Consider the following 22,293-nt stretch of genomic DNA (forward strand, 5'->3'; position numbering starts at 1 on the left):
TGAAAGCAGCCTTTTCTGTTGATTAACTACATAAAAAAGGGTGAGCAGGATGAAAAAACAAGTATATGTGCTGTCAGGGTTTTTAGGAAGCGGCAAAACGACGTTATTAAAGCAGCTATTACAGCATTTAAAGTTAAATGATCGCCGACCAGCCGTATTAATGAATGAACTAGGAGACATTTCAATCGATTCCGATGAAGTTGACGAGGAGACGCCGTTAAAAGAGCTCTTAAACGGCTGTATTTGCTGTACGATTCAAGACAAGCTAGAAGCGCAATTACAGGAGCTGTTATTAACAGAAGAATTCGATGACTTAATTATTGAAACGACGGGAGCGGCACATCCGGTAGAAGCGATTGATGCCATTATGTCCCCTCTGTTTGCGGAACAGCTACAATGGAAAGGAATCATTACGATCATTGATTGCCTGGCTTGGAAAAATCGAGCGAACCTATCACCAGCCGTGTTGCAATTGATGTACGAGCAAATTAAGCATGCCGATTTATTAATCATTAATAAAATCGATCTTGTCTCTGAAATGGATCAAGGGATGATTACCTATGATATTCAACAAATCAATGCGAATGCTCCGGTTTGCTTAACAACGAATGCTAAAGTTTCAATGAAGCAGCTAAGCGAAATGAACATGTCTCCTAAAGGTGAAAGAACGGCTGTTCATGCCCATCAACATCTACATTTGACCGTCTTTAGCCATACGTTTCATGGCAGCGTCGATATCGAAGCATTTGAGCAATGGCTGCGAGGAACGAGCGAGCAACTGTACCGGATGAAGGGATACGTACCTGTCCGCAATAGGCAATACCCGATGCTGTTTCAATATTCCTATGGTATGCCTTTATGGATCCCAGAAGAAATGAATATGCCGAAAAACATTGTCATCATTGGTGAAGGTCTAAATCAAGAGGTAATCATTTCCGAATTAAAGGCGTTGGAAAAATAAAAGACTTTATCCTTGCTTCATATACCCCTTGTAGTATAAAATAACATTTGGAAAGGGGTTGTTATCATGTTCATAGTGCTTATGTTATTATTATTCTCATTCATTTTTATCGGGATTTCTTATCGATACTGGCCAGTTTCAGTCAAGAAAATCCAATTGGACGAGGTAGAATCCTATCCAATTATTGACGTTAGAGACTATCAGGAAGCGAACCAAGTACCTGTACAAGAAGCGATCCAAATGCCATGTGGGTATATTCCGCGCTACGCCCCTGATTTGAATGAAAAAGTAGTCTATATCGCTGCTGGAAATACGGTGGAGTGTAATTTTGCTGTTCGACTGTTGAAAAGATTTGATATTGAAGTCAAAGGCTGTATTTGCATGAATAGTTCTTGTTAAGCTTGTTCTTTATTTGTCATAATTGTTACATTAGTTAAGTGTCTATTCAGCTAATCTAGCTAATATTTCTGCCAATTTTTTGATAGTGTGTGATAATCTAAATGATCATTGAATTTATTCACAATAAAGGAAATTTATCTTAAATGCTGATATGATCAAGTGTCATCGAGTCTTATACCGAGAAAAATAAAAGCCAGCGGGTCTCAATTGAGACAGCTGGTTTTCTTGCTTCTATTTCCCTCTATTATGACAACAAAATCATGTTACGATGTAGTTGTCAAATCAAACAACCAGGAGGAAAACGAGCAATGAATAAAAAAATCATCGTATCATTAGCTACATCACTTACCCTTTTGGCTGCCCCATTTGCAACAAAGTCAGAAGCAGCTACGAATAATACACAAGTAGCGAATCAATCGCCATGTCAATATAAAACATATACTCTTTCTCAAGATGGATGGAAGCAACTACAAGGAAAGATAGATTTAGAACAACTTATAAAGCAATTCGGCAACGCTGATCAACTGCCTCAATTTAAGCCGACGCCACAGCCAAAGCCAGAGGTAAAGCCAAAGCCAGAGGTAAAGCCAAAGCCGACGCCACAGCCAAAGCCAGAGGTAAAGCCAAAGCCGACGCCACAGCCAAAACCGGAAGTAAAGCCGACGCCACAACCAAAGCCAGAGGTAAAACCAACACCTGAACAAAAACCAGCTGTTGATCCAAATGCTTCTGCATTAAAGGCTTTTGAACAGCAAGTAGTCACTTTAACGAATAAAGAGCGTGCAAAAGTAGGTTTGCCAGCTTTGCAGATTGATAATCAATTAAGTAAAGTCGCTCGTAAAAAGTCGGAGGATATGTTGGCCAACAACTATTTCTCTCATACAAGCCCAACATATGGTTCTCCATTTGATATGATGAAGCAATTTGGCATTACCTATCAGGCAGCTGGAGAAAATATTGCTAAAGGTCAACGTACACCTGAAGAAGTAGTCAAAGCTTGGATGAACAGCCCAGGACATAAAGCTAATATTTTAAGCAAGGACTTTACACATATTGGCGTTGGGTATGTAGAAAATGGTTCTATTTGGACACAACAATTTATTAAGAAATAACTTATAACACCGTGCTCGCCGCGGTGTTTTTTTTCTATTTATCTACTTATATTTGCATAATAACAGTAGGATGCTTACTATGATAATATAACTATTTATTAATGGAGAGGATGTCATGAGAACAAAGACAGCGCTTATTACAGGCGGCTCGCGCGGAATTGGCAAAAGGACAGCTATCGCTTTAGCAGAGAATGGATTGGATCTTGTGATTAATTACCGTTCTAGCAAAAACGAGGCGATTCAATTTGCCGAACAACTCTCAACAGACTATGCTATACAGGCCGTCGCGATTCAAGGAGATATTTCGAAAAAAGAAGATTGTGATTATCTGATTGAACAGGCAGTGAAGCAATTTGGTGGCATTGATATTTTCATTCATAACGCCGGTCCTTACGTAAAAGAGAGAAAAACTTTGGATGAGTACACATGGGATGAGTGGACATACATGATGAACGGCAATTTAAACAGTGTCTTCTATTTAACGAAGCTCACTCTACCGTTTATGCGTGAGAATGGCTGGGGGCGTATTATCACATTCGGCTTTGATCGAGTCGAAACCGCGCCTGGATGGATTTATCGCTCAGCCTTTGCTGCGGCTAAAACAGGTCTTGCTTCCTTAACAAGAACGATTTCCATCGAAGAAGCTAAACATGGCATCACAGCGAATATGGTATGTCCTGGGGATATCGTCGGTGAATGGAAAGAAAAAAACATTATTGACGCTACTGTTGAAACAGACACACTAGCACCGGTCGGTCGTAATGGAACCGGAGAAGATCTGGCTCGCGTCATCAGTTTTCTCGTGTCTGAGCCTTCTAGCTTTATTACCGGTAGCATCATACCTGTCACAGGTGGACAAGATGTATTAGGAAAAGTATTTCATTTGAAATCATAATAATTGTAAAGTTAAGCTCTCTTTTAAAGGGGGCCTATTTTTTTGATCATGCGGTTGCTTCTTCTAGACTATCTATTTACATTAAATTTACTTTACAAGCAATAAATAGAGGAGTAATATAAAGAACATTCATACGCTTAATCCGCATGGAGCGGGGGAACCAGCGCAGATTAATTTCTGCAGGGGTGAAGCCAAAAAATTTGGCCGGGCGACCTTCCAGTCCGAATCCGACAGCTAACCTCGTCAGCAGTTCAGGAAGGCTTCTGGAACCATTGGCAGAGGCTAATGGTTTTTTGTCATGTTTTTGGGGGAATATAAATCTATCTGTAAATATTGTAGAAAAGAAGGTTGTTTCAATGAAGATGAAAAGGATTAAAATGGCACCATCTACTTTACTTGTGTCTGTCTACGGTTTTTTTATCGTTGTAGGTGCTTGTTTATTGAAGCTTCCGATATCAACGAATGGACCGATTCGCTGGATCGATGCGTTATTCACTTCTGCTTCAGCTATGACAGTGACAGGTTTAGGAGTGGTAGATACAGGAACTCATTTCACAAGGGTCGGTCAGTTCATTATTATGAGCCTCATTCAAGTAGGCGGCTTAGGAATCATGTCATTTGGGATCTTGATCTTTATGCTTCTTGGTAAAAAAATTGGTTTAAAAAAGCGAGTAGTGATGCAGGAAATCCTCAATTATGTACATGTCGGTGGGGTGATTCGCCTTGTTAAATACTTATTTATTTTCTCCTTAACGATTGAATTGATTGCTGCGGCTTTTTTAGCGATGAAATGGGTACCAGAGTTTGGCTGGAAGGATGGGTTATTTTATTCCTTTTTTCACGCGGTGTCCGCTTTTAACAACGCTGGCTTTTCTCTATGGTCTGACAATTTATCAAGTTATGTAGGAAGCCCGCTTGTCAATTTGGCGATTACGTCCTTAATCATTTTAGGTGGAATTGGCTTTACGGTGATTATTGACGTGTGGCAAAAACGGAAGTGGAGAAAATTTTCCTTACATACGAAAGTAATGCTAGTTGCGACTCTTTCAATTAATATCATTGGCTTATTGTTCTTTTTCTTCTTGGAGTCTGGAAATATGAAGACAATTGGATCGATGCCGCTGTCTGATCAGCTTTGGGCTTCTTACTTTCAATCGATCACGACGAGAACAGCTGGATTTAATACGGTTGATTTAAGTGGGATGGAAAATTCTACAGCTTTTTTGATCATGATTTTCATGTTTATCGGTGCGGGGAGCGGATCGACAGCAGGGGGAATTAAGCTATCAACGTTTGTTATCATGCTTGTGGCGATGCTGACATATGTGCAAGGGAGAAAAGATATCCATCTGTTTGAGCGAACGGTTCGCACAGATCATCTTCTTCGAGTATTGTCGATTACGATGGTAAGCACATTTGTTGTTGTTGCAGGTGTGCTCATTATCAATATTACTGAGCCGTTACCATTCCTGCCGTTAATGTTTGAAGTGGTGTCCGCTTTCGGCACAGTGGGTTTATCGATGGGAATTACGGCTTCTTTATCGATCATTGGTAAGCTCGTTATTATTGCCATTATGATCACAGGAAAAGTGGGACCGCTGTCGTTAGTTTATATTCTAGCCCGTAAGCAGGAGCAAAAATATAAATACCCAACGGAAGATATTTTAACAGGTTGACATAGAAAAACCACGCCTCAAGAAGCGGCGTGGTTTGTTTTTATATCTTGAAATTTTTTCTTTTGAATAAAAAGAAGTCGAGCAGACAGGGTGAGGGCTCCAGCTGTTAATCCAGAAATTAAGCCGATCCAATAGCCAAATGCCTCAAGCTCCGTTTCGTTCGCTAAGTAATAGCCGAGTGGCAAGCCGATCACCCAGTAGCTAATCATTGTCATTAAAAAGGTGATGTTGACATCTTTATAGCCGCGCAATGCCCCTTGAACGGGCGCTTGAATCGCGTCAGATAGTTGAAATAAAGCGGCAAAGAGCAGAAACTGACTCGCAAGCTGAAGCACTTCCGTATGCGATGTGTAAATACCGGCAATTTGATCTCGGAATAAAAATAATAGAATTGTTGCAAGGAAGGAGACAAAAACAGTGGTTGCTACCCCAAACCAGCTATATATTTTCGCATCCTTCCATCGCTGCGCTCCAATTTCAAAGCCCACGACAATTGTTAAGGTCATCGACATACTCATCGGAACCATATAGAGCATTGATGAGAAGTTGAGAGCGATTTGATGGGCGGCAATCACATTTGTACTGTACTCACTCATCAGCAGCGTCACTGCGGAAAAAATGCTCGTTTCAAAAAAGATCGATAAGCCGATCGGAACACCGATCAATAAAATTTCCTTCCATTTAGGAAAAGAGATGGCTGGAAATGAATGAAAGATTTTATAGTCGGAAAATGGTCGTTCCCGGTGGATAATCCATGCAGCAATGAAGGCGATGATCCAATAGGTAAGTGTCGAAGCATAGCCCGCTCCAACGCCTCCGAAAGCAGGAAGTCCCCATTTTCCAAAAATGAGTACATAGTTAAATAGAACATTTAACGGCAAGGCGATTAGCGTAATCAACATCGACGTTCTCGTCATGCCGAGGGCGTCGATAAAGCAGCGTAGCACGGTAAAGACAAAGACAGGAATAATTCCAAAAGCCAACGCCGTCACATATCCTTTGGCAATATAGTGCACATTGTCTTCAAGCTTCATCGCCTGTAATACAGGATTAAGGGTGACAGCACCGATCGCAAATACAATCACGGCTAGGGCAATGGACGCGTAGATTCCTTGCATCACTGAAAAAGGTACTTCCTCTTTTCTCTCCGCTCCGACAAGTTGAGCGACGATCGGAGTAATCGCCAACAAAATGCCGCTTAGCCCGGTAAATACGGGCACCCAAAGAGAGGAGCCGATCGCGACACCGGCGATATCGTCCGCTGAGTACCGGCTCGACATCATAATATCGAAAAAGTTCATCGAGACCATCCCAAGTTGAGTGATCAAGATCGGAAGCATAATATAAAAAAGCTGCTTCAGCTTTTCTTTCTTTGTAAAGGTTTGTTTCATCCAACTCTTCCTTTCGCTGCTAATTGGCAGAATGAAAGCATTATAACATATTTTCTTACAGGAAAGGGATTCTTTTAGTCTTTAGCAGATAAGCCATAAAAGAATAATTGAATTAATTCCTCTGTAAACAAAGCTAGTTCCTCTCGAGAGAAATGTTCGTAAGTCAGCTTGTCACTTGCTTGTTTCCACGTATGTAAGTGAAATAAAATCGCTCGAATGGAGAGATTTGGATTAATTTCATTTCTAGCTTGGGCTTGTTCCACCATCGCGATAAATAAAGGCATAATGTCATTTTGATAGATGGACTCGACGAATTGTTGTAGCTCTTGATCATCAGTTAATAGTTGTTGAAAATTAGCTGGTTCAATCTCTTGAATCACCGCTTTTTTTTGAAAAAAAATCGCTTCGACTTTCTCTTTTAAAGGAAGCTCACTATGAAATAACTCTTTCGATTGTTGCACTTGCTTCGTGAAGTATTCTTTCATTACTTCTCGTATTAACGAGTCCTTGTTTTCGAAATAATTGTAAATGGTTACTTGCGATACTTGAGCAAGCTTCGCAATATCTTTAATCGTGATCGCTTTTGCTCGGTTTGTTTTCAATAATGTAAAAGTGGCTTCTTTAATTTGTTGTTTTTTCTTTTCTGTTCGTTTATCAAAGCCGTTCACGAGAATCACCTAATTTCCGTTCATTTTCCTTCTATTATGCCATGTTTTGAAATAAAAGAGAATGAATAGTTCAAAAAATCATTGTATTAAGGAAACGAATGGCATACAATGAAAATGAAATATCTAATTATTATTATTTCAAAACTTATTGGGGGTGGGCAAGGTGATCGATGTCAATGGATTGACGAAGCAGTTTTCCAATGGGCGAGGTGTATTTGATCTTTCTTTTTCGATTGCAGAGGGAGAGGCGTTTGGTTTTCTTGGTCCGAATGGGGCTGGGAAGTCGACAACGATTCGGTTATTGATGGGGTTTATTCAAGCGGATCATGGGCAAGCGGCGATTAGACAGCTAGACTGCTGGAAAGAGGCCGCGGCTATTCAAATATTTACCGGCTATTTGCCAGGGGAGATTGCTTTTATCGAAGGGATGACGGGTCGAGAATTTCTCCAATTATTAGCGGATATGCGTAAGATGAAGGATCATACTTTAAAAAATGAACTGATTGAGAGACTGCAATTTGACCCGGATACACCGATTCGAAAAATGTCTAAAGGGATGAAGCAAAAAGTCGCGATCACCGCCACCTTCATGCATCGACCAGCTGTCATTATTTTGGATGAACCGACGTCAGGACTTGACCCACTCATGCAGCAGCTGTTTATTAACCTTGTCAACGAAGAGAAAAAAAGGGGTACGACGTTTCTCTTTTCTTCTCATAGCTTTCAAGAGATTGAACGGACATGTGATCGAGCGGCGATTATTAAGGATGGATATCTTGTCGCCGAAAAGGATGTGCATCAATGGCAAACACTACAGCGGAAAGTGCTGGAGATTACCGTGGCGAATGAAATGGAAGCGGATCGGCTTGAGCAAGTATTGAACGGGGAACGAACGGGTAGCAACCGCGTTCGTGTGACGGTAAAAGGCGACTTCGATTCGCTCATTCATACTCTTGCGGATTATCATGTGCTGAATTTGGATGCGCATGCTCAAAGCTTAGAGGATATTTTTATGGACTATTACGATCGAAGAGGTGAACACTCATGAATGGTGCATTGTATCAAAAAATGATGAAGGTTCATGCGAAAGCGATGTTCAGCTATGGGATCGGAGCGGCTCTTTACTTATTGCTCATTGTTAGTGTCTATCCTTCTATTTCAGGGACGGAGATGGAGCAGCTTATGGAACAAATGCCAAAAGGGTTCGTTGATGCGTTTAACTTAGATCAAGGAATGGGCACGTTGCTTGATTTTTTGAGCGGAAAATTTTACGGGTTGCTGTTTGTGATTATATTATCGGTGTATTGTATTATGACGGCTTCACAGTTAGTAGCCCGCTTAGTCGACCGCGGGGCGATTGCTTATTTACTGTCGATGCCAGTATCAAGATCGGCGATTGCTAGAACGCAAATGTTCGTGCTGTTATCAGGGCTTGTGATCATTATTAGCTGTACGATGCTTGGCGGGATCATTGGAGCGGCTTTGTTTATTAAGGATGAACCCTTTGCACTTGGAGATTTTGCAAAATTGAACTTGGTCGCTTTGTTGTTCTTTTATGTCATTAGCGGCATCGCCTTTCTATTGTCGGCGATCATGAATGACGAGAAGAAAGCTTTAGCTTATTCCGCTAGTTTGGTGTTGCTGTTTTATGTGCTAGATTTAGTAGCAAAAATTAGTGATCAGCTAGATTGGCTACAATATGTGACGATCTTTACCATGTTTAATCCGGTCGAGATTATCAAGCCTGATTATGCTTTCGGTACGGTTGTGTTTGGGCTTGCGATAGCGGGAACGATCCTATTTGCATTAGCTGTTCGTGTTTTTACGAAAAAGGATTTAAGTGTGTAATCATTGGAAAACCCTTCAGCGGGATGCTGAAGGGTCCTATTTGTTAGCTCATATAGAGGATATGAGAATCGTTTTTTAAAGAATGAATTTGGCAGAGGGGAAATTTTTAAGCTTCCATTGCTTGATCGTCTGCTGTTTCGTTCATTTGACGCATCATGTAGAGAGTAAATAAGTCTTTAGAAATTTCAAAGAGGTCATACACATCTTCATATTCATTGATTTGTGCGTAAATCGATGGTCGCGTCTCGTTTGCTAATATAGCATATGGGAGTTTTCGGGCGGCTTTTAAGGATCGCGTATTGACTTTGCGAATCCGCATAAAGACAGCTTCAATGTCTAACTCATAAAATAATTCTTGAAAGAAGGCTTCCTTTGCTGGAGCATTGTATCCTTTTCCGTGATAGGGCTTGCCTAGCCAAGTACCAAGAAAACCAGCCTGTTCATTAATGTCATATAAATTAATCGTTCCAATTGGATTGCCCCACTCATCAACAATCGTTCGTGAAATTAATTCTCCACGTTCTTCCGCTTCGATCGTTTGTTTCGAAACGAAGACAAATTCTTCATAAGAGTGAGCTTTTTGACGCACGAAAGGGAAGACTTCAGGGTGCGTCATCAAATCAAATAGTACATGGCTGTCATGTACATCGCGCTTCTTTAACATGATAATCCCTCCAAATGAGGGCAGTTCGGTCCTATCGCGCCCGAATTCCACCCTCGAAATTTTTCATAGCTTTCATAAAAAATTTCGGGGTGGGAATCGAACCCACTAGAACCAGCTAAAGAAGCTGGTGGCGCACCATTTGCCTTCCCTAAATCACCATCAGTTATTTGTTTTTCTGCTACTATCATACAAAAATTTTTTTTGTTTGGAAACTGTTTTTTTGTATATTTTTTAAATTTTTTTTTAGGAAAATAGGCGCAAGAAATTGGCGTTGATTTCTATTTTTTTTGATACAATGAAAATAGGAAGGAGTGGGTATTCGTGGTTAAAGTTAACAATAAACAAAGGCTGTTAAAGTTGATGGAGTGGTTTCGAAAGGAGACGGATGAAAGCAACCAATGGACGATTGATGACATTATTAACAAATTTCAAATATTCTATGGCGAAGAATATACACCGAATAAAAACTCTTTAAAAGATGATATTGAGAATTTAATAGAAGCTAATTTTGATATCACGATTAATCAGGAAAAAGAAGGGATGCCGAAATACTATAGTCATCAATATCGACTGTTTGAGCCTTATGAACTTAGAATGCTTATTGACGCGGTCGTTTCTGCTAGGTTTATTACGAAAGAAGAAACGAAAAGCCTCACTCGAAAAATCAAAACATTAACGAGCCAGCCGCAAGCGAAACGGCTGCAAAATGAAATTTTAATTGATACGTCGATCAAAAGTGAAAGTAAATTAGTTCAACTAACGATTAATGATTTGCATGAAGCGATTACGGAAAAACGAATCGTGACGTTTCAATATGGACGATATAATGTCGATAAACGGTTTATGTTAAGTCATAATGGAGCGCTTTATAAAGTGAAGCCGCTCGCTTTAACGTGGGCACATGATTTTTATTATTTGATTGCCTATTATTTTGAGGCCAATGAAATTAGACATTATCGTATCGATCGAATGAAGCATGTGCAAGTAACTGAAGAGTCGTTCACATATGAAGCCTTTGATGTCGGCAAATATGTGCAATCAACATTCAATATGTTTGCCGGACAGGCTGATTGGATCAAAATTCGTTTTAAAAATGAGTTGGTTAACGTGATCATTGATAAGTTTGGTCATGGGGTGGATATTCAAAAAGATGGGGAAGATCACTTTATTTTGTCGGCTAAAGCGATCGTCAGTACTGGGTTAGTTAATTGGATTCTCAACTTCGGATCTAAAGCAGAAGTCGTGCAACCGAATGCGTTAAGAGAGCGGGTGCAACAAGAAGTAGAGAAGATGTATCACTTGTATATAGCAGAGAAGGAGAAGGCGGTGGATTAAGCCTAGGCCGCCTTTCCTTTGATTGTGTTTCGTAATGATGCCTACTTTTAGTCTTGCTGTTGAATGCTAAAGACCGACTCCCCGGTTCAATGGTTGCATCGGCCAGACTTATGGCTGACCGATGCCTTCCGCTTTTCGAGTGTCCAGCTCCAAGCGCCAACGACGTATGAACTTCCATGTTCCTCCTTGCGATAAGTCAACATCGATTCACTACGTTCATCGTGTTTCCTTTATCTCGATCGGCCCATTCCAGTTCATACGTCGTTAGACGGCGCTTTCCGCTTTTCTTTGTCACTTATGTAAATTGTTGTTTTTGAGGGCGGTGATGTGGCGTGTTCCTGTTTTCATTTCTGACCCGCAAAATGGACATGTTGGGGCGTCTTTTGTTGCAAAGTCTTTTCTCATCCAGCCGTTACAGTCATTTGCTACGCATTCCCATGTAGCAACATCTTCACTCGGTAAAGGTTCTGTACGTCTGTTATTGTAGTAAGACATTTCGTCACTTCCTAATTTGCATATTTTCGTTCATTGCTATTATCTCATACTTTTATGCAATTTCATAAGTTTCTGTTTATTTTGTCTAAAAGGCTTGTCTTTTCGTGTTGTGTTTCATTTCACATTAGTCGTTGAATGAGTGGAAACTTTTGCTGATTGTTTGATATTTCGCAATGAGCTTGTCTAATTCTTGGCTATACTTAATTGTCTCTCTGTGACCTAATCCCTTCGTCATCCCCGTCTGGATCATCAAATGACGCTTACACATAATCTCTGTAACTAAGTCTGGTTCCATTTTTTCCATTTTTTCAGTCTCCTAATTTTTCATTCATATTTTAATCCACACAACAGTATGTATTATGCCCACTTTATTGAGAAAATGAAAGATGTTCGACAAAACTTCTAGGAAAATTACAAAAAAACATGACATACACGAATTTTGCTTATAAAAGCCCTTGTCTAAAAGTGTTTTCGACAAACAAATCATGTTAATATAAAGTTAAAATATTTTGAAAATTCATAAAAGAAAGGGGCATCGCCTTGACTCATATAAAAGATATTATGACACCCATCACAGAAACGTTACGTGAAACATCTACGTTAAAAGAGGCGCTCGTAATGATGAAGGAAAATAAATGGAATACTTTACCTGTCACTGATAACAACCGTCAACTGATCGGTGTGTTTACCCGGAGTTCTTTATATCAAATGGTGTTAAATGAGCAGCCTTTGTCGATGAGCATAAAGGGTTATATTATTGATCAACCAGTGACACTGCCAGAGGATATGACATTTGAAGAGGTGGCAGAAGTCGTCAAAGTAAGTAAGGTAGGAACGGGTATTGTGCTTGATCAAGAGGAGAAGGTGGTTGGTCTTGCTACGAAAACGGATATCGTGAGAGCATTGATGTTTAAGCGGAAATTGGATACGGCGATTGAACATGCGTATGATGGCATTATTATGATCGACGAACAATCCAATATTGAGATGGTCAATCCCGCTTTACTAGAGCTATTTAACTTAAAGCAGCAAGAGGTGTTACAGCAGCCTGTCGATCGAGTGTTTCCTCATTTCCATCTATCGAAGGCGCTTCACACAGAGGAGGCGGAATTCAGTGATTTTATGGAAGTGAACGGCATTAAGTACATTGTTCACCGTATTCCGATTCTTCAAGATCAAAAAGTGATCGGCGTGCTCGGAAAAGTGATGTATCGTCAATTAAATGAAGTCAGTATTTTGTTTAAAAAGCTCGAAAAAGCAGAGAGCAAGGCTGCTTATTATTTAAGTGAATTAAAAAAATCAGAGCAAGCTAGGTTTACATGGGAGCAAATTATTACAGAGGATCGCTATGTAGATAAATTGAAGAAAAGTGCCGCCAAAGCCGCGAAAGGTCGCTCAACGATTTTAGTTCGGGGAGAGTCTGGTACCGGGAAGGAACTATTTGCTCATGCGATTCACGCCAGCAGCGCACGAAAAGACGGACCTTTTGTCGAAGTGAATTGTGCCGCGATTCCCGAACAATTGCTAGAATCCGAGTTTTTCGGCTATGAGGAAGGGGCGTTCACGGGAGCGAACCGTAAAGGGAAAATTGGCAAGTTCGATTTAGCGAATGGCGGGACGCTGTTTTTAGATGAAGTTGGGGATATGTCGTTAGTTTTACAAGCAAAGCTTTTGCGAGTGATTCAGGATCGAGAGTTTTATCGGGTGGGAGGAACAGAGCGTGTGCATGTCGATGTGCGAATTATTGCCGCTACGAATCGACCATTAGAGGAAATGGTCAAAAACGGCGAGTTTCGCGAGGACCTATACTACCGGTTGAATGTGATTTCACTACATATTCCGCCTTTGAGAGAACGAAGAGGAGACGTGAAATTATTAATCAACCATATAATGAAACAATTGAATCGGGTGCTTAGTACAAGTGTCACGGGGATCGAATCCAATGCTTTTCGTTGTTTATTGCATTATGATTGGCCGGGGAATGTTCGCGAGTTGAAAAATATTTTAGAACGGGCGATGACATTTGCGGAAACGGGCAATATTCAAACGGAAGATTTGCCGGAATATTTAACAGCGAAAGTAGAAACGGCTTCGTTGTCTCATAATCAGTCTTATTCAATAACGGAGCAGGCCGAAATGTCAGCGATTCAAAAAGTGATGGAGGAGGTCAATGGCAACAAAGCGAAAGCGGCTAGATTGCTAGGGATTAGTCGGTCGGGCTTATATGAAAAGCTGAAAAGATATCAGTTGTAAAACTGTCCATTTTTTGTACAGCTGTCGTCTGTTTGTTCATGAATGAGACAATCATTCATCGAGATTTCCGTTAAAGTATGCTCTTTTGTCGTTGGCATATAAATTGCAATAGTAATAGATGAAACGACAAAGGAGGGGAAAACAAATGGATATCGGCTACTATTTAACATTAAACGCGAGAAATTATCCGACAAAACGAGCGATTCATTGTGAGGGGAGAGAGTACACATATGAAGAGTTTAATGAGCAAGTCAATCGATTGGCTCATGGGCTGTTAGACCTCGGTGTACAAAAAGGAGACAAAATCGCTCTCATGATGAAAAACTCCGATTTTTTTGTATTTGCTTATTTTGCTAGTGCGAAAATCGGAGCTGTTGTGGTCCCCATCAATTTTCGCCTCACTGCTCCTGAAGTCCATTATATTTTGGATCAATCGGATACCCAGTTTGTCTTTTGTGATCAAGAATATGAAGCGATCATTCAAGTGGCGAAAAAACAAACAGCTGTGAAAGCATTGATCGTTGTAGGAGAAACGACGAGTCATGTGAGTTTTCAATCGCTTCTTTCTGACAATAAGAACGAGCCAGAAGTTGTTGTATTAGAGAGTGATGACCTTGAAATTCTGTACACTTCTGGAACGACAGGGCAGCCAAAGGGAGCACTATTCGATCATCGTCGTATTTTTAATGTGGGTTTGACGATGATGGTCGGGATGGGGATCAATCAAAATGATCGTTTTCTTCATCTTGCCCCTTTGTTTCACTCGGCTCAATTAAATTTATTTTTAGTCGCTGGCGTGATTTTAGGAGCCACTCATGTGATTCATCGTGAATTCCATCCTGTTCAAGCGTTACAAGCGATTGAAGATGAGCGAATTACCCATTTCTTTGGGGTGCCGGCGATGTACAATTTCATTTTACAAGTGCCGAATAAGGAAGCGTACGACCTTTCTTCGATTAAACGATGCGGGTACGGAGCGGCTCCGATGCCACCTGAAATTGTGAAGCAAAGCATGAAATTTTTTCAAACGGACCAGTTTTACAATTTATGCGGATTAACTGAGGGAGGACCAGGAGGAATTATGCTTGATCCTGAAGGGCATAAGTATCACCTCGGTAAAGGTGGAAAGCCGATTTTTTTAACGGAAGTGAAAGTCGTCGATTCAGAAGGGAAAGAGACACCTCCTGGGATGATCGGTGAGTTTGTCATTCGTGGGGAGACGGTGATGAAGGAATATTATAAGAAGCCGGAAGAAACGAAACGAGCGTTAAAGGATGGGTGGTTGTATACCGGTGATTTAGCAGTTGCTGATGAGGAAGGGTATATGACGCTTGTGGACCGTAAAAAAGACATGATCATTAGCGGCGGAGAAAATGTGTATTCAATTGAAGTCGAGCAAGTGATGTATGAGCATCCGAGTATTTTAGAAGCGGCAACCATTGGCTTGCCTGATGAAGTGTGGGGAGAAATGGTGACAGCTATTGTTGTTTTAAAGCCTAATGCAACGTTTGATGAGGAAGAGTTCCGTGGTTTTTGCCGGCAAAAGCTTGCTGGCTACAAAGTTCCGCGTCAAGTGATCGTTGTGGACGAGCTTCCAAGGAATACGTCTGGGAAAATACTAAAATATCAGTTGCGACAAAGATTTCATCAAAAAATGTAATCGCTTTCTAAATAAGGGGGGGAATTAAACATGTATGTAACAATAGGTGATGTGTTTGAATTGACAGTCCATCAATATGCCGATAAAGAGGCGTTATATGATGCGAAAAGCGGCAATCGCTATACGTATCGAGAGTGGAACGAGGAAGTGAATAAGCTAGCTAATGCCTTTCTAGATGAAGGCATTCAAAAAGGAGATATTGTTTCTACTTATTTATATAACCGCGAAGAACTAGCAACCGCTTACTTTGCTTGTTGCAAAATCGGTGCTGTATTTAATCCAATTAATTTTCGGCTAATGGCAGAAGAAACCGCTTATATTTTAAACGACGCTAAGCCGAAAATTGTGCTATTTGAACAGGCTTTGAAGGATCAAATTACGGCGATTGAATCACGTTTTCCACAAGTTGCGTTTTGGTATACAGATGAGGACACTCCGAGCTATGCTGCGAGCTATCAAGAGAACATCCAGTATCAGTCAGCGAAAAAGCCATTGGCACATGTCGATGAAAATGATTTATACGCGATTATGTATACGAGTGGCACGACTGGTCGTCCTAAAGGGGTGATGCATAAGCATCGCGATATGATTGAGCAATCACAAGCGCTCATTCACTCGACAAAGCTAACCGATCGCGATCGCGGACTTGTGACAGCACCGATGTTTCACTGCGCCGAACTTCATTGTGCTTTTTTACCGCGCATTCATGCCGGTGGTAGCAATGTCATCCTTCATCAGTTTCACCCTCAAAAAGTACTTTCACTAATTCAACAAGAAAACATCACGAAATTTTTTGCCGCGCCAACGATGTGGAATATGCTTTTACAAGAAGATTTAAGTCAATATGATACGTCCTCTTTAACTCTTGGATTATACGGTGCCGCTCCGATGGCTCCTGCGTTAGTTCGAGCTTGCCAAGACCGAATTGGTGTCCAATTTGTCCAAGCATACGGGATGACGGAAATGGGACCAGCCATTACATTTTTAATGGAAGACGAACAAATTACAAAAGCAGGTTCAGCGGGGCGTCCATTGATCAACCATGAGATTCGAATTGTTAGAACGAAGGAAGGGCAACCATCTGATCCAAATGATATTGCCGCTCCTTTTGAACCGGGTGAAATTATTGTGCGTGGACCGAGTATGATGATGGGATATTTTAACCGACCAGAAGCGACGGAAAGTGCACTTGATCAAGGCTGGTACCATTCGGGAGACATTGGCTATTTTGATCCGGATGGCTACTTATGGATTGCCGATCGCGTCGATGACATGATCATCAGCGGCGGAGAAAATATTTACCCTCGTGAAGTGGAGGACGTGCTGTTTGAACACGCTGGCGTGCTAGATGCCGCTGTGATTGGTGAACCGGATGAAACGTGGGGAGAGAAAGTGATTGCCTTTGTCGTCAAGAAAGATGAAAGTGTTACAGCACAGGAGCTAGAGCAACTATGCAAAAACAGCCCGAAACTCGCTGATTATAAGCGACCGCGAGCGTATATTTTTGTTGAAGCACTTCCAAGAAATGCTAGTGGGAAAATCCAGAAATTTATTTTGCGTCAACAATTAGAAGAACAGGCGAAAAAATAAAAAACAAAGGGGATATGTCCAAATGATGAATGTACCATTAACTGTCGGGTCGTTATTAGAGCGTGCTGAAAAATATTTTCCGAAGAAAACGGTTGTATCGAGAACGCATGCTGGTATTCAGCGCTTTACTTATAAAGAAATTGGGGAACGTACACGTCGCTTAATGAGCGCAATGAAACAGCTCGGTCTGCAAACAGGGGAGCGTGCCGGTACATTGGCTTGGAATCATCATCGCCATTTAGAAATATATTTCGCCATTCCAGGAATGCACGCGGTGCTGCATACGATTAATATTCGTCTTTCACCGGAGCATATCGTCTACATTATTAATCATGCCGAAGATCAAGTGCTGTTTATTGATGAAGATATCGTTCCACTCGTGGAAAAAATTGCGGATCAACTACCAACAGTGAAAGCGTTTATTATAATGACGGACAAAGCAGAATTACCAAAAACGACGTTAGAGCCGGTGTATTCATATGAACAGTTGCTTGCGGAAGGGAATCCTAACGAGGCTTTTATTAAAGATATTGACGAGAATGATCCAGCGGGCATGTGCTACACATCAGCGACAACAGGAAATCCAAAAGGGGTCGTGTATTCCCATCGAGGCATTGTGTTACATAGCTATGCTCTCGGATTAGCGGATACGGCCGCGCTTTCGGAATCCGATGTTGCGATGCCGGTTGTGCCAATGTTTCATGCGAATGCATGGGGGATGCCGTTTGCCAACACTTGGTTCGGTTCGACGCAAGTATTGCCGGGACCACAATTTACGCCAAAAGTGCTAGCCGAGCTCATTGCTGAAGAAGGTATCACCATCACAGCCGGTGTGCCAACAATCTGGCTCGGTTTATTAAAAGAGCTAGAAGCAGGAGATTACGATACGTCGAGCTTACGAGCCGTTCTTTGTGGTGGTTCAGCTGCTCCAGCTGGAATGATTCGTGCTTTTGAAACAAAATTTAACGTTCCTTTCCTCCACGCCTTTGGAATGACGGAAACAACTCCACTGGCGACATTAGCTCGGTTAAAAAGCTACCAGTTGGATTTGTCAGAAGAAGAAAAATTGGATCAGCGCGCTAAGCAAGGAATGATCGTGCCAGGTCTTGAAATGAAAGTGATTAATGATCGTGGCGAAGTCAATTGGGACGGGGCAGATATGGGCGAGCTTCTCATTCGTGGCCCGTGGATTGCCGATGAATATTACCGCGATGATCGTACGGAACAAGCATTTCGAGATGGTTGGCTCTATACAGGTGATGTCGCAACGGTCGATGAAGAAGGGGTCATTAAGCTCGTCGACCGCACGAAAGATTTAATTAAAAGTGGCGGTGAGTGGATTTCTTCCGTTGATTTGGAAAACGCACTAATGGGTCATGACGCTGTTTTTGAAGCGACTGTCATCGCTGTACCGCATACAAAATGGCAAGAACGACCAGTGGCCTGCGTTGTATTAAAAGATGGCTTCAACGAAGTGACGATGAAGCAAGAGTTAATGGATTACTTAACGCCGCAATTTGCTAAATGGTGGCTACCGGATGAAATCGTCTTTATGGAGGAAATCCCGAAAACATCGGTCGGTAAGTTTTTAAAGCGAGCGTTGCGTGCCCAATTAGAAGATTATTTTATGAAACAAAGCTAACAAAAGAGCGAATCCGCCTGTCTTGATGGGCGGGTTTTTTCAATAAGGGAATAAAAAACGATTAGCATTCACTAAATGTTTGAATAAATAATTGACTTCACCTCTATTAAATCTTGAAAAAGGAGGAGTGCTCGTGTTTTTACTTGTTGCGAGAGTCATTAAAGATAAAACTAATCAGTCTCTTTGTTTAAAAATTTTAAAAAATATGAATTTTAAAGAAGGAGAAGGTGTATAATAAGAAGAAATTAAAAGAGGGTGGAAAATTAGGAGGGGAAAGAGAATGACAGATACATCGCACATAGTTACGGAAATAAAAACTAGTGTGGAGTTGCTTAGCCTATTAAATGAAAATCGCCAGTTTTTTTGGAAAGAAAATGAACAAATGGAGATTAAAGTAGATTTGCATTCGTGGAAAGACTATGCCTTTTATGAGTTTAAAGATTTGCCTCGCCACGGAATCTGTCCAATCGAAGACTTATGGGGGTTTATAAAAGTAAATGAGCTCAATTAAAACACTTGCGTGACTGCAGGTGTTTTTAATTTTGCTATCGGTGACGATTTACACATGATCACCGACAGCTATAGACTAGGTGTGACTATTGCGAAAAGCAAGGATGGCGGTTTTGAGTGACGCATAGCTACCGATTGCTGCATAACCATAAAACCAACCCATGAAAAGCCCTGGAATGAGATGGTGGCGATGACTAATAAACACTGAAATGAACAAGCCGAGCAACAAGGCTATAGTAGGTACATATCGTTTCGGAATATGGCCAAATATTTTAATGAATTGAGTCAGGACGATAACGGCAGGAACGGCAAAAACAGCATCCCAAAAATTGGTGTGAATGACGGGGAAGGTAAGCATAGGATCCCTCCTAATATTATTCATGGAAATTTTGACTGCGTTTGATACAACATCTCGGACACAGTGACACACTTGTAGCCATTTTTGTATAAGTGGGACAAAATAGCATCCAGTGCTTTCACTGTTTGCATGCGGTTGCCACCGGAGTCATGTAATAATACGATGTTACCTGGCTTGGTATTCGTGATGACATGATGGGCGATCTTGTCGGCTTTTGGCCTGTGCCAATCCTTTGTATCTTGATACCAAGACCATAACACAACTTGGTAACCATTTTTCCTTGCTGTTTCAACAATCAGGTCATTGTAAACTCCACCGACAGGACGATAAAGAACAGGTTTCCGTCCGGTAAGAGTAGAAACCAATTGGGTTGTTTTCTGTAATTCCTTTGTTAACAAATCGGCACTGATTTTTTCACCGGATGCATGACTGTACGTATGATTGCCGATTTCATGGCCTTCCTTTGCTTGTCGTTTAATAATGGTTGGATATTTCTTTGCTTGCATACCTGTGACAAAAAAAGTGGCCTTCGCTTCATACTTTGCTAATATATCTAGAATTTCTGGAGTATAAATAGGGTGTGGTCCATCATCAAACGTCAGTGCTACTAGCTTCAAATCGGTGTGAACGTCCCAAATAATTGCTCCTGTTCGTTCATACTCTTCACGGCTCTTTTTAGAAGCTGTGGCGTGAGTGTTTGGAAGGAGATACATAATTATGATGATACAAACAATCGACTTTTTCACATGCTTTACACTCCTAATAATGAATTGATATAAGGTTTATTTTGTGGATTCATTGAAAAAATTATTATAAAATACGAAGAATATTGAAGTTTTTTCAAAATATATATCAATCAAGTAACTATTTTGATGGAGGCTTGCGATGCAACAGTGGATAGAGCAAGTGGTAGAACAGTTTGGCTATGTCGGTATTTTTTTACTGATGTGCTTAGAAAATGTATTTCCGCCGATTCCTTCCGAGTTGATTTTGCCATTCGGGGGATTTATGACGACGACCACGTCATTAACAGTCGGCGGTGTGATTGTAGCCGCAACAGCCGGCTCTGTGTCAGGGGCGTTGATTTTATATGGCATTGGTCTACTCGTCGATGTGGAAAAAATGATGAAACTCATTGACAGATGGGGACATCTATTGAAAATCAAACAAGAAGATGTGCAAAAAGCGGATAACTGGTTTGATCAGAAAGGCTATTGGACCGTCTTCTTTTGCCGGATGGTTCCTTTAATACGTAGTTTAATTTCCATTCCTGCCGGGATGTCCAATATGAAATTATGGTTATTTCTATTGTTAACAACGAGCGGTACCCTCATTTGGAATACGCTTCTTGTGTACGCCGGCGCGAAATTAGGACAATCATGGGATATTATCCTTTACTACATGGGAATTTACTCCGATGTGATCTACGTATTTATTGGCTTAGTCGCCATTTACGGATTGTATTGGTATATGAAAAAGAGGAAGGCGGCTTAGATAAACAAAGAGCATTGAAGGCAACGTTCAATGCTCTTTGTCATGCAGTTCATTGGAAGCTCAGAATGATATTGACCACAGCATGCACATATATAACCTGTTTGATCGTTCATTTTTTCGCTCTCCCAATTATTTTTATTTTCTCTTCTTTTTAACTCAACGCACTAGCAACATCATAATCCTCAAGTGGTACGTCCGTTTCTTCTCCTAAAGCAAGCTTAGCAAGCTCTGCTCCGATAAAAGGTCCCATCGTTAAGCCAGATGCGCCAAGCCCATTAGCAAAGAGTATGCCTTCATGTCCAGGGAGTGAGCCAAACACTGGCAAGAACCCGGGAGTAAATGGTCTGAAGCCGACTCGGGTTTCGAGGATAGTGGCATCTGCTAAGCCAGGGGCGATGTACAGTGCCTTATCTAATACTTCATGTACCCCACTTGCTGTCACGCGCGTATCAAAGCCAACTTCATTTTCATGCGTTGCCCCCGCCACGATGCGATCATCAAACGCTAACATGTATTGATCGTTCGGCGGCATAATGACCGGCCATTCGTTAGTCGTAGCGTTCGGCAGCACGAAATGAATGATTTGTGCTTTTTGCGGTTCGACATTTGCTTGAACGTCTAATGAGGCGAGTAGTGATTTCGCCCAAACGCCTGCTGTAATAATGATTTGATCAAAAGTAAGGGTTTGATCATTGACGATGATTTCGCGGTTATCTGTCCATTGGGCATTTCCTTCGATTAAAGTTGCCCCTAATTTTTTGGTCGCTCTGAGTAAGGCATCACGAAGCGCTCGGCCGTCGACGCGCGCCGCTCCACTTACATGCACCGCCCCGTAACCATCTCGAAGCGGCGGAAATAAAGCCTTCGCTTCCGCAGGACTTACAATTGTCACTTCGCCAATTTCTGGCGCCTCTTCTCGCCGTTTCAAAGCACGCTCTTTCATCTTCACTAATTTTTCTTCGTCTTCATGCAAGCTTAAAGCTCCGACCTTGGCATACCCTGTATTTGTTTCACCCAATTGCTCCAATTCAGCAATTAATTTAGGATAAAACCGAGCACCGCCTTTAGCGAGGCGGTACCAAGCTTTATTTCGTCGCTGTGACAGCCACGGGCAAATAATTCCCGCCGCCGCACCTGTTGCTTGACCCTCGTCTTTTCGGTCGATGATCGTTACGTGAGCTCCTGTTTTAGCGAGGTGATAAGCAGTAGAAGCACCTAAAATTCCTGCGCCGATTACACAATATCTTTTCATTACTGACACCCTTTTTTTCATTTTCTTGTCTATCATAGCAGTTTTCTTTTTTTACATACAATATAAGAATTGTTGGACACGCCGTTTGCA

The 22,293-nt window shown here is 41.3% G+C and carries 22 protein-coding genes and 1 riboswitch; of the genes, 14 read left to right on the forward strand and 8 right to left on the reverse strand.

Features of this window, described 5'->3' with window-relative positions; genetic code table 11:
• Positions 1-49: 49 nt before the first annotated feature.
• The 5 genes from CEF22_RS08690 (at position 50) to CEF22_RS08710 (ending at position 5,043) form a co-directional block, all read left to right on the forward strand.
• Entirely contained in the window at positions 50-961 is a 912-nt protein-coding gene (locus CEF22_RS08690; RefSeq protein WP_100402539.1) for a CobW family GTP-binding protein, read from the forward strand.
• 66 nt (positions 962-1,027) lie between these two features.
• On the forward strand, positions 1,028-1,360 hold the full coding sequence (locus CEF22_RS08695) for a hypothetical protein (RefSeq protein ID WP_100402540.1): 333 nt from the start codon (positions 1,028-1,030) through the stop codon (positions 1,358-1,360).
• A gap of 308 nt (positions 1,361-1,668) precedes the next feature.
• On the forward strand, positions 1,669-2,472 hold the full coding sequence (locus CEF22_RS08700; protein WP_100402541.1) for a CAP domain-containing protein: 804 nt from the start codon (positions 1,669-1,671) through the stop codon (positions 2,470-2,472).
• Between the two features lie 115 nt (positions 2,473-2,587).
• A complete protein-coding gene (locus tag CEF22_RS08705; RefSeq protein WP_100402542.1) occupies positions 2,588-3,367 on the forward strand; it encodes an SDR family oxidoreductase in 780 nt (259 codons plus the stop codon).
• A gap of 124 nt (positions 3,368-3,491) precedes the next feature.
• A riboswitch (cyclic di-AMP (ydaO/yuaA leader) is annotated at positions 3,492-3,631 on the forward strand.
• A gap of 92 nt (positions 3,632-3,723) precedes the next feature.
• The gene (locus CEF22_RS08710; protein ID WP_100402543.1) at positions 3,724-5,043 is read left to right on the forward strand and encodes a TrkH family potassium uptake protein; all 1,320 of its coding nucleotides are present in this window, start codon (positions 3,724-3,726) and stop codon (positions 5,041-5,043) included.
• Between the two features lie 17 nt (positions 5,044-5,060).
• On the opposite strand, the gene CEF22_RS08715 is transcribed toward CEF22_RS08710, so the two are convergent.
• Together CEF22_RS08715 and CEF22_RS08720 are read right to left on the reverse strand one after the other, a co-directional pair.
• On the reverse strand, positions 5,061-6,434 hold the full coding sequence (locus CEF22_RS08715; protein WP_100402544.1) for an MATE family efflux transporter: 1,374 nt from the start codon (positions 6,432-6,434) through the stop codon (positions 5,061-5,063).
• Between the two features lie 74 nt (positions 6,435-6,508).
• A complete protein-coding gene (locus CEF22_RS08720) occupies positions 6,509-7,102 on the reverse strand; it encodes a TetR/AcrR family transcriptional regulator (RefSeq protein ID WP_157843199.1) in 594 nt (197 codons plus the stop codon).
• Between the two features lie 163 nt (positions 7,103-7,265).
• On the opposite strand from CEF22_RS08720, the gene CEF22_RS08725 reads away from it, so the two are divergent.
• Together CEF22_RS08725 and CEF22_RS08730 are read left to right on the forward strand one after the other, a co-directional pair.
• Positions 7,266-8,150 (forward strand): ABC transporter ATP-binding protein, encoded by an 885-nt coding sequence (locus CEF22_RS08725; RefSeq protein ID WP_100402546.1) that lies wholly within the window; start codon positions 7,266-7,268, stop codon positions 8,148-8,150.
• A complete protein-coding gene (locus CEF22_RS08730) occupies positions 8,147-8,950 on the forward strand; it encodes an ABC transporter permease subunit (RefSeq protein ID WP_100402547.1) in 804 nt (267 codons plus the stop codon). Before CEF22_RS08725 ends, CEF22_RS08730 begins: the two co-directional genes overlap by 4 nt.
• A gap of 106 nt (positions 8,951-9,056) precedes the next feature.
• Here the strand turns inward: CEF22_RS08730 and CEF22_RS08735 are convergent, their stop codons facing one another.
• On the reverse strand, positions 9,057-9,614 hold the full coding sequence (locus CEF22_RS08735; RefSeq protein ID WP_100402548.1) for a GNAT family N-acetyltransferase: 558 nt from the start codon (positions 9,612-9,614) through the stop codon (positions 9,057-9,059).
• Between the two features lie 321 nt (positions 9,615-9,935).
• On the opposite strand from CEF22_RS08735, the gene CEF22_RS08740 reads away from it, so the two are divergent.
• The gene (locus tag CEF22_RS08740) at positions 9,936-10,949 is read left to right on the forward strand and encodes a helix-turn-helix transcriptional regulator (RefSeq protein ID WP_232726085.1); all 1,014 of its coding nucleotides are present in this window, start codon (positions 9,936-9,938) and stop codon (positions 10,947-10,949) included.
• Between the two features lie 291 nt (positions 10,950-11,240).
• Here CEF22_RS08740 and CEF22_RS08745 read toward each other — a convergent pair whose 3' ends face one another.
• Both CEF22_RS08745 and CEF22_RS08750 read right to left on the reverse strand, forming a co-directional pair.
• Entirely contained in the window at positions 11,241-11,444 is a 204-nt protein-coding gene (locus CEF22_RS08745) for a cold-shock protein (RefSeq protein WP_100402549.1), read from the reverse strand.
• 124 nt (positions 11,445-11,568) lie between these two features.
• A complete protein-coding gene (locus tag CEF22_RS08750) occupies positions 11,569-11,748 on the reverse strand; it encodes an aspartyl-phosphate phosphatase Spo0E family protein (RefSeq protein ID WP_094835525.1) in 180 nt (59 codons plus the stop codon).
• Positions 11,749-11,984: 236 nt separating this feature from the next.
• On the opposite strand from CEF22_RS08750, the gene CEF22_RS08755 reads away from it, so the two are divergent.
• The 5 genes from CEF22_RS08755 to CEF22_RS08775 all read left to right on the forward strand — a co-directional run bounded on the left by CEF22_RS08755 (position 11,985) and on the right by CEF22_RS08775 (position 19,100).
• Entirely contained in the window at positions 11,985-13,697 is a 1,713-nt protein-coding gene (locus tag CEF22_RS08755; RefSeq protein WP_100402550.1) for a sigma-54-dependent Fis family transcriptional regulator, read from the forward strand.
• A gap of 145 nt (positions 13,698-13,842) precedes the next feature.
• On the forward strand, positions 13,843-15,357 hold the full coding sequence (locus CEF22_RS08760; protein ID WP_100402551.1) for a class I adenylate-forming enzyme family protein: 1,515 nt from the start codon (positions 13,843-13,845) through the stop codon (positions 15,355-15,357).
• Positions 15,358-15,387: 30 nt separating this feature from the next.
• The gene (locus CEF22_RS08765) at positions 15,388-16,947 is read left to right on the forward strand and encodes a fatty acid--CoA ligase (protein WP_100402552.1); all 1,560 of its coding nucleotides are present in this window, start codon (positions 15,388-15,390) and stop codon (positions 16,945-16,947) included.
• Positions 16,948-16,969: 22 nt separating this feature from the next.
• A complete protein-coding gene (locus CEF22_RS08770; RefSeq protein ID WP_100402553.1) occupies positions 16,970-18,589 on the forward strand; it encodes a long-chain fatty acid--CoA ligase in 1,620 nt (539 codons plus the stop codon).
• 280 nt (positions 18,590-18,869) lie between these two features.
• Positions 18,870-19,100: a hypothetical protein gene (locus CEF22_RS08775; RefSeq protein ID WP_095480631.1), complete on the forward strand. Its 231-nt coding sequence runs from the start codon at positions 18,870-18,872 to the stop codon at positions 19,098-19,100.
• A gap of 75 nt (positions 19,101-19,175) precedes the next feature.
• On the opposite strand, the gene CEF22_RS08780 is transcribed toward CEF22_RS08775, so the two are convergent.
• Together CEF22_RS08780 and CEF22_RS08785 are read right to left on the reverse strand one after the other, a co-directional pair.
• The gene (locus CEF22_RS08780; RefSeq protein WP_100402554.1) at positions 19,176-19,457 is read right to left on the reverse strand and encodes a hypothetical protein; all 282 of its coding nucleotides are present in this window, start codon (positions 19,455-19,457) and stop codon (positions 19,176-19,178) included.
• 20 nt (positions 19,458-19,477) lie between these two features.
• The gene (locus CEF22_RS08785; protein ID WP_232726086.1) at positions 19,478-20,203 is read right to left on the reverse strand and encodes a polysaccharide deacetylase family protein; all 726 of its coding nucleotides are present in this window, start codon (positions 20,201-20,203) and stop codon (positions 19,478-19,480) included.
• A 139-nt stretch (positions 20,204-20,342) separates the two neighbouring features.
• Between CEF22_RS08785 and CEF22_RS08790 the strand changes: the two genes are divergently transcribed.
• A complete protein-coding gene (locus CEF22_RS08790; RefSeq protein ID WP_100402555.1) occupies positions 20,343-20,951 on the forward strand; it encodes a DedA family protein in 609 nt (202 codons plus the stop codon).
• A 151-nt stretch (positions 20,952-21,102) separates the two neighbouring features.
• On the opposite strand, the gene CEF22_RS08795 is transcribed toward CEF22_RS08790, so the two are convergent.
• Positions 21,103-22,203, reverse strand: a complete 1,101-nt coding sequence (locus CEF22_RS08795) for an NAD(P)/FAD-dependent oxidoreductase (RefSeq protein WP_100402556.1) — start codon at positions 22,201-22,203, stop codon at positions 21,103-21,105.
• Positions 22,204-22,293 lie beyond the last annotated feature (90 nt).

It is taken from the genome of Bacillus sp. FJAT-42315, from assembly GCF_002797375.1.
GTDB lineage: Bacteria > Bacillota > Bacilli > Bacillales > Domibacillaceae > Bacillus_CE.

Coding starts and splice junctions, on each gene's coding strand:
- CEF22_RS08690 (WP_100402539.1), top strand. CDS start 50: ATGAAAAAACAAGTATATGTGCTGTCAGGGTTTTTAGGAAGCGGCAAA.
- CEF22_RS08695 (WP_100402540.1), top strand. CDS start 1,028: ATGTTCATAGTGCTTATGTTATTATTATTCTCATTCATTTTTATCGGG.
- CEF22_RS08700 (WP_100402541.1), top strand. CDS start 1,669: ATGAATAAAAAAATCATCGTATCATTAGCTACATCACTTACCCTTTTG.
- CEF22_RS08705 (WP_100402542.1), top strand. CDS start 2,588: ATGAGAACAAAGACAGCGCTTATTACAGGCGGCTCGCGCGGAATTGGC.
- CEF22_RS08710 (WP_100402543.1), top strand. CDS start 3,724: ATGAAGATGAAAAGGATTAAAATGGCACCATCTACTTTACTTGTGTCT.
- CEF22_RS08715 (WP_100402544.1), bottom strand. CDS start 6,434: ATGAAACAAACCTTTACAAAGAAAGAAAAGCTGAAGCAGCTTTTTTAT.
- CEF22_RS08730 (WP_100402547.1), top strand. CDS start 8,147: ATGAATGGTGCATTGTATCAAAAAATGATGAAGGTTCATGCGAAAGCG.
- CEF22_RS08735 (WP_100402548.1), bottom strand. CDS start 9,614: ATGTTAAAGAAGCGCGATGTACATGACAGCCATGTACTATTTGATTTG.
- CEF22_RS08745 (WP_100402549.1), bottom strand. CDS start 11,444: ATGTCTTACTACAATAACAGACGTACAGAACCTTTACCGAGTGAAGAT.
- CEF22_RS08750 (WP_094835525.1), bottom strand. CDS start 11,748: ATGGAAAAAATGGAACCAGACTTAGTTACAGAGATTATGTGTAAGCGT.
- CEF22_RS08760 (WP_100402551.1), top strand. CDS start 13,843: ATGGATATCGGCTACTATTTAACATTAAACGCGAGAAATTATCCGACA.
- CEF22_RS08765 (WP_100402552.1), top strand. CDS start 15,388: ATGTATGTAACAATAGGTGATGTGTTTGAATTGACAGTCCATCAATAT.
- CEF22_RS08770 (WP_100402553.1), top strand. CDS start 16,970: ATGATGAATGTACCATTAACTGTCGGGTCGTTATTAGAGCGTGCTGAA.
- CEF22_RS08775 (WP_095480631.1), top strand. CDS start 18,870: ATGACAGATACATCGCACATAGTTACGGAAATAAAAACTAGTGTGGAG.
- CEF22_RS08780 (WP_100402554.1), bottom strand. CDS start 19,457: ATGCTTACCTTCCCCGTCATTCACACCAATTTTTGGGATGCTGTTTTT.
- CEF22_RS08790 (WP_100402555.1), top strand. CDS start 20,343: ATGCAACAGTGGATAGAGCAAGTGGTAGAACAGTTTGGCTATGTCGGT.
- CEF22_RS08795 (WP_100402556.1), bottom strand. CDS start 22,203: ATGAAAAGATATTGTGTAATCGGCGCAGGAATTTTAGGTGCTTCTACT.